The 16644-nt window shown below is 70.9% G+C and carries 12 protein-coding genes and 2 pseudogenes; 2 read left to right on the top strand and 12 right to left on the bottom strand.

Features of this window, described 5'->3' with window-relative positions; translation table 11 throughout:
* Positions 1-13: 13 nt before the first annotated feature.
* Positions 14-167, top strand: a pseudogene (locus ASG96_RS24660) (PKD domain-containing protein); the annotation flags it as partial.
* 1018 nt (positions 168-1185) lie between these two features.
* On the opposite strand, the gene ASG96_RS12485 reads toward ASG96_RS24660, so the two are convergent.
* The 12 genes and pseudogenes from ASG96_RS12485 to ASG96_RS12435 form a co-directional block, all read right to left on the bottom strand.
* Entirely contained in the window at positions 1186-1611 is a 426-nt protein-coding gene (locus ASG96_RS12485; RefSeq protein ID WP_057588093.1) for a DUF6220 domain-containing protein, read from the bottom strand.
* 214 nt (positions 1612-1825) lie between these two features.
* Positions 1826-2415, bottom strand: a pseudogene (locus ASG96_RS24655) (PucR family transcriptional regulator); the annotation flags it as partial.
* A gap of 1 nt (position 2416) precedes the next feature.
* On the bottom strand, positions 2417-2722 hold a 306-nt coding region (locus ASG96_RS24650; protein WP_369813599.1), incomplete at its 3' end, for a hypothetical protein.
* A 796-nt stretch (positions 2723-3518) separates the two neighbouring features.
* Complete coding sequence (menC, locus tag ASG96_RS12475) at positions 3519-4637, bottom strand: o-succinylbenzoate synthase (protein WP_056757779.1); 1119 nt, start codon at positions 4635-4637, stop codon at positions 3519-3521.
* Between the two features lie 2 nt (positions 4638-4639).
* Positions 4640-5437 (bottom strand): hypothetical protein, encoded by a 798-nt coding sequence (locus tag ASG96_RS12470; RefSeq protein ID WP_057588092.1) that lies wholly within the window; start codon positions 5435-5437, stop codon positions 4640-4642.
* Positions 5427-6593 carry a M20 family metallopeptidase gene (locus ASG96_RS12465; RefSeq protein WP_057588091.1) on the bottom strand — a complete coding sequence of 389 codons (1167 nt, stop codon included), beginning with the start codon at positions 6591-6593 and terminating at the stop codon, positions 5427-5429. The genes ASG96_RS12470 and ASG96_RS12465 overlap by 11 nt, the downstream gene beginning before the upstream one ends.
* Positions 6590-7993 (bottom strand): serine hydrolase, encoded by a 1404-nt coding sequence (locus tag ASG96_RS12460; RefSeq protein WP_056757789.1) that lies wholly within the window; start codon positions 7991-7993, stop codon positions 6590-6592. Before ASG96_RS12460 ends, ASG96_RS12465 begins: the two co-directional genes overlap by 4 nt.
* Positions 7990-8757 (bottom strand): ABC transporter ATP-binding protein, encoded by a 768-nt coding sequence (locus ASG96_RS12455; protein WP_057588090.1) that lies wholly within the window; start codon positions 8755-8757, stop codon positions 7990-7992. The genes ASG96_RS12460 and ASG96_RS12455 overlap by 4 nt, the downstream gene beginning before the upstream one ends.
* Positions 8754-10664: a dipeptide/oligopeptide/nickel ABC transporter permease/ATP-binding protein gene (locus ASG96_RS12450; RefSeq protein ID WP_057588089.1), complete on the bottom strand. Its 1911-nt coding sequence runs from the start codon at positions 10662-10664 to the stop codon at positions 8754-8756. The genes ASG96_RS12455 and ASG96_RS12450 overlap by 4 nt, the downstream gene beginning before the upstream one ends.
* A 2-nt stretch (positions 10665-10666) precedes the next feature.
* A complete protein-coding gene (locus ASG96_RS12445; protein ID WP_082588742.1) occupies positions 10667-11677 on the bottom strand; it encodes an ABC transporter permease in 1011 nt (336 codons plus the stop codon).
* Between the two features lie 18 nt (positions 11678-11695).
* Positions 11696-13285: an ABC transporter substrate-binding protein gene (locus ASG96_RS12440; protein ID WP_056757797.1), complete on the bottom strand. Its 1590-nt coding sequence runs from the start codon at positions 13283-13285 to the stop codon at positions 11696-11698.
* 79 nt (positions 13286-13364) lie between these two features.
* Positions 13365-14786, bottom strand: coding sequence for a serine hydrolase (locus ASG96_RS12435; RefSeq protein WP_056757800.1), 1422 nt, complete (start codon positions 14784-14786; stop codon positions 13365-13367).
* A 69-nt stretch (positions 14787-14855) separates the two neighbouring features.
* Here ASG96_RS12435 and ASG96_RS12430 point away from each other — a divergent pair, with 69 nt between their 5' ends.
* Positions 14856-16373, top strand: a complete 1518-nt coding sequence (locus tag ASG96_RS12430) for an amidohydrolase family protein (protein WP_369813587.1) — start codon at positions 14856-14858, stop codon at positions 16371-16373.
* Positions 16374-16644: the final 271 nt, after the last annotated feature.

Genomic DNA, 16644 nt, shown 5'->3' with positions numbered 1-16644 from the left:
CACCAGCGCGCCGATCCAGGCTCCGGTCGCCCGGCTCAGCATGAACCCGACCAGCGGCACCACGCCCCTGCCGGTGACCGCCGACGCGTCCGCGTCCAGCGACCCACAAGGCCAGAGCCTGACCTACGCCTTCGACTTCGGCGACGGAACCACCGTGCCCGCCCAACNCCTCACCGTGACCAACAGCTCCGGGCGAACCGCCACCGCCCAGCAAACCGTCACCACCAGCGCACAGCCCGCCTATGTCGCGACACTGGGGACCAGCTCAGCCACCACGACAAAGAGCTCGGGAACCGTCACCGTCAGCCCCATCGCAGGAGTGCGTCAAGGCGACCTGGTCGTGATCACGCTGCAGATCGCGGCCAAGTCGACCAGCGGAGCCGTTGCGGCCACCGACTCGGCGGGCAATGTCTACGCGGTCGCCCGTGACGTCCCAGTGAGCGGCGGTCGCCTCCTGGTCCTCACAGGGCTGGCTACCAAACCGCTCGCCTCCGGGGCGAAGATCACGGCAACCTTCCCCGGATCGAGCACTTATCAGATGGTGGCCGATGAACTCGCCGGCGTGACCCGCGTGGACCGTGCGGCGGCCGCCGTCGGCACGAGCACCAACTACTCCTCCGGCCTCACCGCCACGACCACCGCACCCCGCGAAGTCGTCTTCGGAGCCGTTGCTACGTTCACGACCACCAACCCCACATGGACCACCTCCTGGACCGCCCTCACCGCCCTGTCGGTCCCCAAGGCGAGCCTCGGAAGGGCCTATCAGCTCCCCACCTCATGGGGCACCTACAAAGCAGACGGCAGTATCGCCGGCACCTGGGCTGCCCTCGTCATCACGTTCAAACCCTAGAGGCACCACTGGCGCGTCGGTCCGCTCCCGGGACCACAGCGGGAACGCTCAGGGCATCGACGGGATGTCCCTGCGCGGTCCACTCACGGCACGTGCCGAGGTGGCAGACGAGCGGGAACGCATGGAGATGACCGAACAAGCGACACCCGCCTGCGCTGCGTTCGGTGGCCCAGCGGCACCGTCACCTCGGCGAGGAGATCGCCGTCTCCGAGCACCGGAGGCTCCGGCCGACGTGCGGATCTGCCGCAGGGCCCGAGATGTGTTCGGGGGCAAGCCGGATCATGGTCTAGCCGGTGAGTCCGGCCTCGGACGCGCCGGCGAGGCAACGAACCGTGTCAGGACCGCGCCGACGCGCGGATGCCCTGCCCGATGAGTACTCCGTCGATCGCTGCGATCGCGACCGCGACGGCCGCATGCAGGACGCCGTACCACGGACTGGTGTCGCCGCCCAGCCCGGCGAGCAGTGGCTGGAGGACTCCGAGGACGACCAGTGCGACGGCCCGGAGCACGACGCCGCGTTCTTGGCGTGTGACGAGCGCGACGACCAGGACGGCGATGATCGACAAGATCGTGAGGTAGCCGACCGCCTGGTGCGGCTCGAACCACCCGTCGTCCGCCTTGTGATACTGCCGTTCGAAGATGCCGTACCCGGCGAGCACGAACTGCAGGGCAATGAAGAACATCGTGACGCCCGCGACGATCGCAAGCGGGCGGCCCGGCGCGGGCGTCGACCTGGGTGCCGAGCGCGAAGCCTCAGACATCAGCCTTCCCTTTCGACAGCGTCCATGTCCGTGCCAGTGGCCGAGCCAGCGGTCGAGTCCAGATGCGCGGGTCGGTGCCATGTTGCCCGGAGACCATCCTGATCGTAGGCGCGCAGCGCGCCTACTGCTAGCGCTGGCCGGCCGCCAGCCGGGGGCCAGCAGGTCCATGGTCATCCACCTGCCGATCTCGACCAGAGCACGCCAGTCCCTCGCCTCAGCGAGGCGCGAGGATCCGCAGCTGGACCATTGCCGCGAACCGCTGCTCCGGATCGGCGATGTCGAGTCCGCTGACCTCCTCGAGCCGGCGCAAGCGGTAGCGCAGCGTGTTGGGGTGGATGAACAGTGCGGCGGCGGCGGCGCGGACGTCGCCGAGCGCGTCCAGCCACGCCTCGAGGGTCTGGGTCAGGTCCGAGTCGTTGTGCTCGTCGTACGCCAAGAGGCGCGCGACGGGACCAACCGGCCGCTCACCGCGCGCGGCGGCGAGGTCACGCAGTTCGAGCAGCAAGGACTGGGCGTGGACGTCGGGAAGGCGAGCGACCCGCTGTCCTGCGTGCCCCTCGCGGAGGACCCGCAGCACCCGGGTCGCAGTCTCGCGCGACTCGGTCACCCCGCGGACGTCATCGCCGACACCGCCGATGCCGACCACGATGGGCAGGCGACTCCCGACCCGCTCGCAGAACTCTTCTGCCAGGCGGGCGGCGCGTTCCTCGGGCTCGCTGCCGGCCACGACGGCGAGCAGGCCGTACGCGATGCCGCCGACCACGGCGACGGCCGAGCTGGGCGCTGATGCCGACAGGTGCATGCNAGGTCGCCGGAGCCGCCGCCGGTCCCAGCGGCGGGCTGGGCGGGGCTGTGCGTGAGGCCGTCCGGGTGCTCGGCACGCAGAGTCGCAGCGAGCACGACGACAGGCGTGCCTGCCAGGCCGAGCCGGCTCAGCGCGTCGCGCGCGCCGACACCACCCTCCAGAGCGGTGCTCACGAGGTCGGTGCGCAGCCGGCGTTGCACGTCGGCACCGGCGCGCACGCGCAGCATGTGCAGTGCCACCAGCTTGGCGGAGTCCTGCAGCACTGCGCTCCGCTCGGGCGTGACCTCGCCGTCCATCGCCGCCCAGATGGAGCCCAGCACCTCGTCGCCCGCACGGACCGCGATCGCGACCCGCTGCTTGTTGACCGCGTCGGCCCCGAGGTCGGCCGGGTTGACCACGACGGGGCGGTGCTCACGGTAGAGCTCCCTGAAGACGCCGAGCTCCGTGAGCGTCTTCGCGTACCTCTCCGGCACCTGGCGACCGATGATCGTCTCGACCCGGGACGAGTCGGCCTCGTCCTGCCGACCGGAGAAGGCGAGCACGCGCGAGCTGCGGTCCTCGATCGTGACCGGCGCGTCGAGGAGTGCACCCACGGCGTTGGCCACGGCGAACAGGTCGCCCGACGGCAGCCCGCCGATCGACTCTGCCTCGGCGGGCCCGATGTCGTCCTCCGCGAGGAGGGAGCGGAGCAGCGCGGTGAGCTGACTCCACGTCGCGCCACGACGCAGGCCGAGCAGGGCGAGCCCGGCTTCCCGCACCGCCGCGTCGAGCGTGGGGCTCATCGCGACCGGCGCACGGATGATCAGCCCCACGGCGCCCTGGCGTCCGGCGTCGCGGACCAGGTCCGGCAGCGCCGCGGACGGTACGCCGACACCGAGCACGAGCGCCGCCGGTGGCTGGACCGGCTCGTCGTCGGGGTCGTGGATGACGATGCCGCCGATCTCGCCCTCGTGCGCCGGGTCGCCCGCTACGAGCTCGAGCAAGGAGTCTCCGAGGTCGGCGAGCACCCGTCCGAGGTTCGCACGGGGGCGTTGGTTCACCGACCTAGGATAGGGCTCGTCGACCGGAGAGACGGCCCAGTCTGCCTCGTCTCTGGCTCTGGTCAGAGCGCGATCCACTCCGTGGAGGTGGTGACGGCGTCGAGGAACTCGGGGATCGGGGTCACGCCGAGACCGGGCCCGGCGGGAACGTCCATGTACCCGTCGGAAATGGTCAGTGGCGCGGTGATGTCGTTCTGGTAGAAGCGATCCGAGGCTGAGATGTCTCCGGGGAGGGTGAAGCCGGGCAGTGCGGCGAGTGCCGCGTTGGCCGCCCGCCCGAGCCCGGTCTCGACCATGCCGCCGCACCACACGGCCAGCCCGTGGGCGGCCGCCACGTCGTGGATGCGCACGGCCTCGAGGTATCCCCCGACGCGACCCGGCTTGATGTTGATGATCGAGCACGCACCGAGCGCGATGGCGGCCGCCGCGGACTGCGCGGAGACGATCGACTCGTCGAGGCAGACCGGCGTCTTGATGAGCCGGGCCAGCTCCGCGTGGCCGAGCATGTCCTCCTCCTCGAGCGGCTGCTCGATGAGAAGCAGGTCGAAGTCGTCGAGCTTGCCCAGATGACGGGCGTCGCGCAGGGTGTATGCCGTGTTGGCGTCGACCTGCAGGGGCACGTCGTCCCCGAAGCGCTCCCGTACGGCGCGTACCGGCTCGACGTCCCAGCCCGGCTCGATCTTGAGCTTGATCCGGACGTAGCCGGCGTCGAGGTAGCTGCCGACCACGTCGAGCAGCTGCGGGATGCTGTCGAAGATGCCGACCGAGACGCCTGACGGCACGCGTTCGTGGACCGCCCCGAGCTCGCGCGCCCAGGATCGTCCGTCGGCCCGCAGCTCGGCGTCGAGCACGGCCATCTCCAGTGCCGCCTTTGCCATCCGGTGGCCCTTGTACTTGTGGAGCACCGCGTTGACCGCGGTCGCGCCGTGGCGCAGCAGCTCCTCGGACGAGGCCGCCAGCGTCGGTAGGAAGAAGCGACTCAGCACGTCGGCCGTCGCGTCGACGTACTCCGATGAGTAGAGGGGGTCCGACATCGCGACGCACTCGCCCCAGCCCTCGCCGTCGGAGGTGACGGCGCGAAGCAGCAGGATGTCGCGCGCGGTCTGGGTGCCGAACGACGTCCGGAACGGCGACACCAGCGGCATCGCGATACGGCGTAACTCGACGCCTTCGAGCTTCACGCTCACGGCAGATCTCCTTCGTGCGGCAGGACGAGATAGCCCTGCTCCTTGTCGAAGCCGGCGACGTGCCCGCCGACGTCCAGGGCGGTCGTCAGCTGGTCGCGCACCTTGGCGCGCCATCCCCTCGCCTGCTCGGGGTCGGTGAGCCGAAGGGCCCCGATGTCGCGCGGGACCTGCACCCACGAGGCGGCGGCGCCGGAGGGCACGGTCGCCCGGACCGGTGACCCGGCGCACGCCTCCGCCACCTCGGCCGAGGCGAGCGACCAGTGCACGAGGATCCGGTCGCTGTCGTTCCCACGGTTGATCGCATCGGCCATGGAGCCGTAGAAGTCGGGGAGGTACTCCGCGACGCGGGCCGCGAGCTTCGCGAGGTTGAAGTAGGCGTTGCGGGAGACCAGCGGGTCGAAGGTCCACTCGACGAGGTCGATGCCGCGGTCCAGGCACCACGCCCGCTGGTGCAGCTTGAGCGCAAACCCGGCGTGGCGGCCGGCGACAGCACCCGTCACACCGGCGATGTGGCTGTGCAGCGCGCGGGCGGCGGGCGTCGAGTGGAAGCCCACGCAGACGCCGACGATGCCGGCCTCGGGGTGCTCGGCGTCGAACGCACCGGCGACGTAGCTCTCCGCCTTGCCCATGGCGCGCAGCAGCTCGGCGCTCATCGGCGGATTGTCGGGAGTACCCCAGATTCGGCCGAGGACGGCTGCAGCATCCTGCAGCTCCTCGAGAGTGAGGAGCTCGCGCACGACGACGCGGGACGCGGCGGCGGCGGCGGCGTAGGACGCCCACGGCTCAGTCGTCATGGTGTTGCTCCAGGGTCGGTGGCCAGGAGGCCAGTAGGTCCTCGATCAGCGCTCGGAGCAGCAGGGTCCGGTCGACCAGCCGATCGACGAGCACGTGCTCGTCCTCGGCGTGTGCCCCTCCCCCGACTGCTCCGAGGCCGTCGAGGGTCGGCACACCGACACCGGCCGTGAAGTTGCCGTCCGAGGCGCCGCCGACGGCCGCCCGGGTCAGCTCGGTCAACCCGAGCCGTGCGGCGACCGCCTGTGCCCGCTCGAAGAGCGGCAGCGACGCCTCCTCCTCGAGCGGAGGCCGGTTGATGCCTCCGTCGACATTCACCTCGGCACCGGCGAGCACCGGCCCGAGCCCGTGCAAAGCGGCGTCGACGCGCTCCTGCTCCGACGCCGTCCACGCCCGGACGTCGACCGCGAGCCGGGCGAAGGCCGGCACCGTGTTGACGGTGGTGCCGGACGTCGCCACCGTGGGCGTCACCGTGGTGCCGGCACCGGGGTCGGCCAGCGCCGCGACCCCGTGCACCAGATGGGCCAGCTCGAGGGTCGCGTTGACCCCCTTGTGCGGCTCCAGCCCGGCGTGGGCGGCCCGGCCGGCGATGCAGATCTCGTAGAGCGACGTCCCCTTCCGGGCGGTCTTGAGCGCACCCCCGTCGGCCGAGGCCTCGAGCACGAGCACGGCTTCGGCACGGCGGGCCTCGTCCTCGATCAGCTCGCGTGAGCTCGCAGAGCCGAGCTCCTCGTCACCAGTCACCAGCAGGGTCACGCCGTCGCGCTCGCCCAGGTCCGCGATGGCGTGCAGAGCCATCACCAGACCCGCGATCATGTCGAAGCAGCCCGGCCCGCGCAGCACCCCGTCAGCGATCGTGAACGGTGACTGCGCGAGCGTGCCGAGCGGCCACACCGTGTCGTGGTGCGCCAGCACCAGGACACGTCCCGGTGCCGTCGGCGAACCGAACCGCCAGCGCAGGTGGTGTACGCCGTCGACCACGATGCGCTCCGGCGCGAGGCCGAGACGTTCCGTGCCGAGCCGTGCGACCAGGTCTGCCGAGCGTTCGACGGCGGCGAGGTCGTCGGACGGCGACTCGCACTCGACCAGCTCGCGCAGGTCCGCGAGCAGCTCGTCGAGCGCGGGCTCGGCCCGACGAGTGTCGCCGAGCGTCGTCATGCAGGCCTCTTCGGAGTGGCGCGGGCGCCGAAGTGGATGTACTCCTCGCCGGTGGGCAGAGAGTAGAACCGGACCGGGTAGTACGCCTCGCTCTTGTCTGGCTTGACCGCGAAGAGGGCGTCGCCGACCGGGACCAGCTCGTGCACCTCGGGCTCCGCGGCGCCGGACGCCTCGGCGATCGGCCCGGACACCGTGGTCCGCATCCAGGTCTTGCCGTCCTCGAGGTACACCTCCTCGACGACGGACTCGCGGGCATACGTGCCCAGGTACGGCGTCGGGTCGACCGCGACCGGCTCGGCGGGCAGCTCGAACGGCGCGGGCAGGTGCACGTCGGCCAGCGCCGAGAAGATCTCCTCGTAGAGCTCCTGGTAGAGCGTGATCGCACTTGCGAGGTTGGTGTTCAGCGAGACGGCGATGCCCGCCTCGGGCAGCAGCCTCAGGAACGCGGCTTGGCCGATCGTGTTGCCGTCGTGGCCGATCGCGCGGTGACCGTGCCAGTCGCAGCGGAACCAACCCAGGCCCCAGGAGTCGCCGAGCAGGAGCTTCTCGGGACAATCGGTCTGGTAGTCGGCCATGGCGGCGACGCTCTCCTCCGAGAGGACCCGGGTGCCGTCCGCAGCCAGGCCACCGGTCAGGTGCATCCGCGCGAAAGCGAGCACGTCGTCAGGACTCGACGTGATGAGGCCGGCCGGTCCGATCGAGCGGGGCAGGCCCCAGATCGGGGCGGTCTCCGGCTCGTCGCCGCCCTTGAGGTGGCCCATCGCATGGCCGAAGACCATCGCCTCCTCGGGCAGCGTCGTCGTGTGGGTCAGGCCGAGGGGGGCGAAGAGACGCTCCCTCATCGCCTCGTCCCAGGTCTTTCCGGTGACGACCTCGATGATCCGGCCGAGCACGGAGAAGCCGGAATTGCAGTAGGACCAGGTGGCACCGATGGGATGGTTCTGCGCCGCGTCACCGAGCTGGGCGACGTACTTCTCGAGCGCGTCGTCACCGCGGCCGGTGTCGGTGAAGACGTCACCGTCGACACCGCTGGTGTGGGTCAGCAGGTGCCAGACCGTGACCTTCTTGGTGACCTCCGTGTCGCGGAGAGCGAGCTCCGGGATGATCTCGACCACCGGGGTGTCCAGCGCGAACCTGCCCTCGTCGACCAGCTGCATGACCACGGTCGCGGTCCACACCTTGGAGACCGAGCCGATCTGGAAGACCGAGTCGGACGCGGCGACCTGGCCGGTCCCGGCGTGCAGGACGCCGGTCGCGGTCGTGAAGACCTCGTCGTCGGCGCCGTCGGCACCGAGACGCAGGATGCCGAGCTGGGCCCCGGGAACCCCGTGCTTCTGAACGAGCTCGGCGAACCGGGCTTCCCAGTGGGCGGTGTCGAGGTCGGGTCGGTTCGTGGTCATGCGTTGGTCTCCTTCGTGAGGGTGTCGTGGCCACCGGGGATGGCAGCCAGGAGCTGGCGGGTGTAGTCGTGCTGGGGGCGTCCGAGCACCTCTGCCGTGGGGCCGTGCTCGACGATCCGGCCGCCCTCGAGGACGGCCACTTGGCTGGCGACGTAGCGGACGACCGCGAGGTTGTGGGAGATGAAGAGCATGGAGAGGCCCAGCTCACGCTGCATCTCCCGGACGAGGTTGAGCACCGCGCCCTGCACGGAGACGTCCAGCGCCGAGGTGATCTCGTCGGCGATGACGAGCCGGGGGCGGCCGGCGAGAGCCCTGGCGAGCGCGACGCGCTGCCGCTGGCCGCCGGAGAGCTCCCCGGGACGATGCCCGGCCCGGCCCGCGTCGAGGTGGACCAGCTCGAGGAGCCGGGCGATCTCGACACGACGGCCGGCGCGCGAGAGGCGTCCCGACTCGGGCCGGTAGAGCGCCTCGGCGATGCTCTCCCCGATGGTCATCCTCGGGTCGAGGGAGGAGAACGGGTCCTGGAAGACCATCTGGACCGGCCGGTGCCGGCCCCGGAGGCGGATCGGTTCACCGTTGAGCAGGATCTGCCCACCGTGCACGGGAGCCAGACCGACGGCCGCCTTCGCGAGCGTGGACTTGCCCGACCCCGACTCCCCGACCAGACCGACGATCTCACCGTCGGGAACGATCAGGCTCACCTCGTCGAGAACGGTGCTCGCACCGTAGCGGACGGTCACGTGGTCGAACTCGAGCGTGCTCATGCGATCGCCTCCTGCGCCGTCAGGACCTCGGCCGGCTCCGTCGCGTGCCAGCACGCCACGCGGCTCCCGCCCGGGCCCGCCGTCAGGGTCGGGTCCTGCTCGAGGCAGCGCTGGGTGGCGAGCGGGCAACGGGCGGCGTACGCGCAGCCGACGGGGACCTGTGCCGGCTCGACCGGGTGGCCGGGGATGGTGGCGAGCGGGGCGTCGACGTCGGTGGTCATGGCCGGCACGGCGGCGACGAGCGCGCGGGTGTACGGGTGTCGGGCCCTCGTGCGCAGGTCGGCCGTCGGCAGGTCCTCGACGATCCGGCCGGCATACATGACGAGCACCCGGTCGCAGACGTCGGCGACGACCGAGACATCGTGGCTGATGAGGAGGAGAGCGGCGCCCTCCTCGCGGCGTACGTCCTGGAGCAGCGCCAGCACCTGGCTCTGCACCGTGACGTCGAGCGCGGTCGTCGGCTCGTCGGCGATGATGAGGCGGGGGCTGCCCATCAGTCCCATCCCGATCATGGCGCGCTGACGCATGCCGCCGGAGAACTCGAAGGGGTACTGGCGGCCGCGGCGCTCCGGGTCCCGGACGCGGACGGCCCGCAGACGGTCGACGGCGCGTTCCGACGCCTCCTTGCGATCGAGTCCCTGGTGGTGACGGCCGACCTCGGCCAGCTGCGCGCCGATACGCATCGTGGGGTTGAACGAGGTCATCGGGTCCTGGAACACGACGGCGAGCGAGGTGCCCAGCAGCTTGTCGTGGGTCTGACCGTTCGCCGGCTCCTCGAGCAGGTCGGTCCCGCAGAAGGTGAGGTGCCGGGCGTCGACGCTCGCCGGCTCCTCGACGAGGCCGGCGATCGCCAGCGCCGTCAGCGACTTGCCGGAGCCTGACTCGCCCACGACGCCCACGGCCTCGCCGACGGCGATGGCGAACGAGACGCCGCGGACCGGCCGGACCGGGCCGTTCACCCCGGGGAAGGTGACCGAGAGGTCGCGGACGTCGAGCACCAGGTCGCCGTCGGCCTCGTGGTCGTGGCGGAGCTCGGTCACGGGCGTCTCGCCGCTCGGCACCTGCATCGTGCCGGTGCCCGTCGTCGTGGAGATCCCGAACACCCCGGCGATCGCCTCACCGGTGAGGTTGAAGGCCAGACCGGCGAGGACCACCATGATGCCGGGCGCGAGCGCCGCGAGCGGGTGCACGAAGATGCCGCTCAGGCCGTCCTGCATCAGCCGGCCCCAGTCGTACTCCGGCGCCTGGACGCCGAGCCCGAGGAACGACAGCCCGGCGAAGCTCAGCAGGATGGCCCCGGCGGTGATGGTCACGTTGACGATGAGTGGCTCCGCCACGTTGGGCAGCACGTGCCGAGCCATGATCCGGAAGCGGTTGACGCCCGCGATCCGCGCCGCGGCGACGTACTCGAGCCCGGCAACTCCGGCGACGAGCGTCTGGCACAGGCGGGCGAGGCCCGGGGCGACCGCGAGTCCGATCGCGAGGACCGCGCCCCTCGCTCCGACGCCGAAGATGACCGCGAAGACGAGGACGAGGAGGAGCCCGGGGAACGCCACGAAGACGTTGACGAGCGCGGTGACGAGCCGTCCGAGCCGGCCGCCGAGCAGCTGCGGCGCGGTGCCGAGCACGAGCCCGATCACCGTTCCGAGCGCGGTCGCCACGAGCGTCAGCGTCAGGGAGAGCCGCGTGGCCACCAGGACCCGGAAGAAGAGGTCGCGGCCCAGGTTGTCGGTGCCGAACCAGTGCTGCGCCGACGGGCCGGCGAGGATGTTCTCGGTGTCGACCGTACTGGCCTTGTCGCCCCAGAGGATCGGGGCGAAGACCGCCAGCAGCACGATGAGCGCGAGCAGGCCCAGTCCGACGATGCCGACGGGCGTCTTGACGATGCGGAACCAACGCTGGGACATGACTAGAGCTCACCGATCGTGGAACGGGGGTCGAGCACGGCGAGCGCGACGTCGACCAGGGTGTTGATGACGAGCACACCGAGCCCGTACACGAGGACCGTGCCCTGCACGACCGGGTAGTCCTTGGTCACGATCGACTGGACGATCGTGCTGCCGAGGCCGGGCCACGCGAAGACGTTCTCGACGAGGACCGTGCCGGCGATCATCGAGGCCAACAGCATGCCGCCGAGGGTGAGCGTCGCCGTGACGGCATTGGGAAGCGCGTGCCTGAGGTGGATGCGTCGGGCGGGCAGCCTCTTCGCCCGAGCCGTGCGGACGTAGTCCGTCTCCAGCACCGAGAGCATCTCGACGCGGACGATGCGCGCCAGGACGGCTGCCGGACCGATGGCGAGGGCCAGCACGGGCAGGACGTACGACGAGGCGTCGGTCCGGCCCGCGACGGGGAACCACCCGAGGCCGACCGCGAACACGGCGACGAGTGCGACGCCCACCAGGAAGTCCGGGATCGCGCCGAGCACGACGCTGCTACCGGCGAATGCCAGCTCCGTGCGGCGGCGCCGGCCGCGCCTCGTTGCGACCGCGACGGCCACGCCGAGCGGGATGGCGACCGCGATGGCGACGAGGAACGCCAGGACCGCCAAGGAGGCCGTCGCAGGAAGGCGCTGGCTGATCGTCTCCGAGACGGGGAGCTGGGTGGTGATCGACTCGCCCAGGTCGCCGTGGAGCAGGTTGCCCAGGTAGTGCACGTACTGCGTGAGCAGCGGGTCGTCGAGGCCGAGCGCTTGCCGTTTGGCCTCGACCAGCTCGGTCGGGGCCGTCATCCCGAGGGCCGCCCGGACCGGGTCCCCCGGGACCAGGTGGATCATCAGGAACGACACGGTGACGAGCACCCACAGCGACACCAGCAGCCGCCCCGTACGACGCAGCGCGAAGCGTGTCCACCTCCCGCCCAGCCGGCCCTGAGGCTTCGGGACGGACCGGGGCGGGGCGGCTGCCGGTATCAGTGTTGCCATCTCGCGGTCACTCCCCGATCAGCCGAGCATCCGGATGCTGGTGGGCACGACGCTGCCGAGGACGTCCATCTCGGCGCCCTTGCTGAAGAACGGCAACAGGCTGTTGGCGAACAGGACGACGTCGTTGGTCTTGAACAACGCAGCCTCGGCGGCCAGCCAGTCGGGGCAGCTGTCGACGCCGACCTTGCCCATCGCCTTCTGCACGTCCGCGTCGTAGTCGGCGTTGGTGATGCCGGACATGTTGTTGCCGCCGTCCGTCACGCCGGGCCCCGAGAAGAAGGGGACACCCTGCTCGGGCGTGTTGATGTTCAGCGGCTCCCAGGAGATGTCCCAGTCGCCGGTGCCGAACATCGCGTTGACCATGCCGGTCTCGTCGAGCTGCTTGGCCTTGACGGCCACGCCGAGCTTCTTCCACGCGTCCACGGCGAGCTCGGACGCGGCGCTGCCGCCGGAGCCGAGCGAGGAGTCGTAGAGGAAGGACAGCGATAGCGGCTTCCCGGCCTTGGCGCGTATGCCGTCGGGGCCCTTGACCCAGCCGGCGGCGTCGAGCGCTGCCTCGGCGGCGGCCGCGTTCGACCCGATGACGTTGCCCTCGACCGACGAACCGGTGCAGGCGGCTGGCGCGACGACGGCGAGCTGGGTCGCCGGACCGCCACGGTCGGAGGTGATCACCTTCTGCAGCTGGGCCAGGTCCAGCGCCTGCGTCAGGGCCTGCCGGACCGCCGGGTCGGAGGTGGCGTGGGCCTTGTTGTGGTTGTACCACTGCTCGCCGACGATCGCCTGGGCGTCGTCGTGGTCGAGCTTGGCCGCCTCGAGACGGGCGGCGTCCGGCCCGTGGATCGCGGCCGCATTGAGCGCGCCGGAGAGGAGCTGGTTGGCGGCGGTCGTCTCGTTGGGCACGACCTTGACCTGGATGGTCGCAGGCATGCCCGTCGTGGCGGTCGTGGCGCCGGCCGGGCCCCAGGTGTAGCCGGTGCGGATCGCGTAGGTGTAGTGGTCCCCGGGCACGGCCTCCTTGAGGGTGTAGGGACCGGTGCCGGCCGTGCCGGCCTTGAGCGAGGCGCGGTCCTTCATGCCGGAGTCGCAGACCATCGGCAGGTTCGCGAACGAGTCCAGCACGAAGGGCGACGGGGAGGCGAGGGTGACCGTGAGGGTGCTGCCAGTGGCCTTGGCCGTCGCACCTGCCGGCACGAACACACCGAGGAACGGGCTCTTGTTCTTCGGGTCCTCGACGTAGCTGATGTTGTCGGCCGCGGTCTGCGCGGTGAACGCCGCACCGTCCGCGCACGTGACGCCGGATGCGATGTCGAACGTCACCGTCTTGCCGTTCACCGACCACTTCGACGCGAGGCCGGAGATGACCTGCCCCTTGGCGTTGACGGAGACCAGGCTGTCGTAGGCGAACTTGCTGACCTGGAAGAGCGGGCTCGACGCGCTGCCCTGGGGGTCGAGCGCCCCGGGGTCGGCGGAGAGCGCCAGCGTGAACGTCTTGCCGACGGCGTACGTGCTGCCGCTCGAGCCGCCGTCGGACCCACCGCACGCGGTGAGGCCGACAGTGGCCACAGAGAGGGAGAGCGCCAGGATGGCGCTCGAGCGGACCGGCCTCATGGGCGTTCCTCTTTCTTCGGGCTTGTTCGGGTTGGGCTGTGACGTGCGGATGGGTTGGGCTGGTTCGAACGGTGCGGCGTCACTCGACGCGTGCGACCACACGGCCGTAGTGGACGTACTTCGCCTGGTCGGCGCCCGAGGCGCTCGACACCGAGCCGATGAAGGCGAAGACGACGTGGATGCCGCGATAGTCCTCGACGGTGATGAGGCTGTCGTCGACGAGGTGCACGAGCTCGAAGCGGATCGGCTTCTCACCGATCTCGGCGTGGATGTCCTTGGGCTGGCGGTCGAGCCAGACCCGGCCGTCCGGGTCCTGGCTGACGGTGATGTCGTAGATGGTGTCGGCGTAGCGACCCAGGTAGCGGCTGACGTCCACCTGCCGCGGGTCCGCCGGGGGGGTCGGTCGGGCCGGCAGCTCGATGCCGGTGAGCCGGATGAGCAGCGTGGCGACCACGTCGTTGAAGAGACCGAAGACGTCGCCGCCGTTGGTGAGCATCGCGATGGCGACGCCCGCCTCGGGGACCACCCGCAGGAAGGCTGCCTGGCCGATGGTGCCGCCGTCGTGGGCGACAACGGTGCCCTGCGGTGCGTCGAACAGCTCCCAGCCGAGACCCCAGGCGTCGCCCATCCCCGCGAGGCGAGGCAGGTCGATCTCGCGGGTCTGCATCGCCTGCACCGACTCGGCACTGAGCACGCGGGTGCCGTCGGGCGCGACGCCGCGATCCAGGTGCATCCGCACGAAGCCAAGAAGGTCGGTGGGGGTCATCGCCAGCATCGACCCCGCGGGAGCGTTCGAGCGCGCCAGCGCCCAGGTGCTCGCCGGCTCCAGCTCCCCGTCCTCACCGGCGACGTGGCCGATGGCGGCGCGGTGCCGGATCGCCTCGTACGGGCTGGGGCTGACGCGCTGGAGACCGAGGGGCGCCGCGATCCGCTCGAGGAGCACGTCGTCGTACGACTTGCCCCGGAGGACCTCGATGAGGCGGCCGAGCACGACGAACCCGGTGTTGTTGTAAGAGAAGGTCTCTCCCGGCGCGAAGAGCTGGGGGAGGTCGGTGAGGGTGGCGACGTACTTCTCGATGGCATCCTCGCCGCGGCCGGTGTCGGTGAAGATGTCGCCCTCGAAGCCGGCGGTGTGCGTCAGCAGGTGGCGCGTGGTGAGTGCCTTGGCCGCCTCCACGTCGCCGATGACCAGCTCGGGCAGGTAGTCGAGCAGCGGCTGGTCGAGGTCGAGCAGCCCGTCGTCGACGAGCTGCAGGACGAGGGTGGCGGTCCAGATCTTCGTGATGGAGCCGATCTGGAAGACGGTCTCGGAGTCGACCGGCACCTGTGTGGCGAGGCTCGTGACGCCGCCGGCGGCGGTGGCGACCTCGCCCCCCGCCAGCACGGCGACCGTCGCTCCGGGTACCCCGTGCTCCTCGACGAGGCGCGCGAAGTTCTCCACGAGCCAGGTGGCGGCGGCCTGCGGTACGGCGTTGCCCAGCGGGCTGTCCAGTGTTGACATAGCGGCCACCGTAAGCGGTTCGCCAAGGAGAGTGTTCAGCCAATCGGACAGCAGCGGCTAGGCGAGTTTGTGCGATTCGCCAATGATGGCGCGCCGACGTGGGTGTTTGCTGAAGGTGTGCTGATTCTCCGCGGCGGGCGCGTGATCGACCCGCGCTCCGGGACCGAACAAGTAGCCGACGTGGCGGTGGACGGCGGCTCGGTGGTTGCTGTCGCTCCGTCCCTCGCGACCGAGGGGGCAACCGTCGTCGACGTGACCGGCCTCGTGGTCGGACCAGGCTTCGTGGACCTGCACAGTCACGTCCACTCCATCGCGGGGCAGCGGCTGCAGGCGCTCGACGGCGTCACGGCGACGCTCGACCTCGAGGCGGGGCTGATGCCGGTCGAGAAGGCCTACGCACGTGCGGCCGCCGACGGACGGCTCCTGCACTACGGCTTCTCGGCCTCCTGGGGCGACGCACGCGCCGCGGTGCACCTGGGGGCGACGCCGGCGGCGGACCTCCACACGTCGCTCATGATGCTGGGCGACCCGGCGTGGCAGCGCTCGTCCTCGCCGTCCGAACGCGCCACCTGGCTGCGCCTGCTCGAGTCCGAGCTCGAGGCCGGAGCGCTCGGCATCGGGGTCCTGATGGGCTATGCCCCGCGGACCGACCCCGACGAGTTCCTGGACGTCGCCCGCCTCGCGGCGCGGACCGGCACCGCGACCTTCACCCACGTACGCGAGATCATCGAGGCTGACCCGACCACGCCGATCGACGGTTCGCACGAGATCGTCCGGGCTGCCGCGGAGACCGGTGCGTCGATGCATCACTGCCACGTCAACAGCACCTCCCGCCGTCACGTCGACCGGGTGCTGGACCTGCTCGGCTCTGCGCGGAGCAATGGATCTCAGGTGACCGTCGAGGCCTACCCGTACGGCGCCGGCAGCACCGCGATCGGCGCCTACTTCCTCGCCCCGGAACGTCTCGACGCGTGGGGTCTGCAGCCGTCGTCGCTCAGGCTCGTCGCGACCGGCGAGCGGATCGCCTCGGTCGCCCGGCTGGCCGAGGTGCGCGCGACCGATCCCGGCGCCGTCTGCGTCGTCTCCTTCCTCGACGAGGAGCGGCCCGAGGACGCGGCGCTCCTCCAGCGGGCGCTCGCTTTCCCGGACTCGATCGTCGCCAGCGATGCCATGCACGTGGAGTGGCCGGACGGTTCGACCGACAGCCGCGAGTGGCCGCTCCCCGAGGGAGGGCAGACGCACCCGCGTACCGCCGGGACGTTCTCCCGCTCGCTTCGGCGGATGGTCGTCGAGACCGGCGCATGGTCGTGGGCGGAGGCCTTCCGGCGCTGCTCCTACCTGCCCGCGCAGGTGGTCGCCGGCTTCGCTCCCGCCGCACGGACCAAGGGCTGGCTCGGTGTCGGCGCGGATGCCGACCTGGTGGTCATCGATCCTGCCACCATCAGCGACAGCGCGACCTACGTCGACCCGACGCGGCCTTCCGTGGGCGTGCGCCACCTGCTGGTCGACGGGACCTTCGTGGTTCGCGACGGCACCTTGGACGTCGACGCCTTTCCCGGTCGTCCGATCCGCGCCACTCTCGGTTGAACGCGATCGACTGGAGTGGAGCGTCCGGCTCGCGGACCTCGCCGCACGGTGGTGGTCACGAAGGGGTCTATCGCAAGCAGCTCCGGCCGGTCATCACGGAAGGCGCCGAAGCGATGGGCCGCATCTTCGGCCAGAAGCCGTTACCGACCACCTGGGAGCGCCACGTCTGCGGTTTGGAGCGACAGTCACTCACGCAGTCACCGCGCCCGAGACCTGCGCGACCGGACCCGCACGACACAACAGCCCCTGACCGGCGTCTCCGCTGGTCAGG

The sequence above is a fragment of the Terrabacter sp. Soil810 genome (assembly GCF_001429645.1).
Classification (GTDB): domain Bacteria; phylum Actinomycetota; class Actinomycetes; order Actinomycetales; family Dermatophilaceae; genus Terrabacter.
This window is presented reverse-complemented; position numbering and strand designations above follow the sequence as displayed.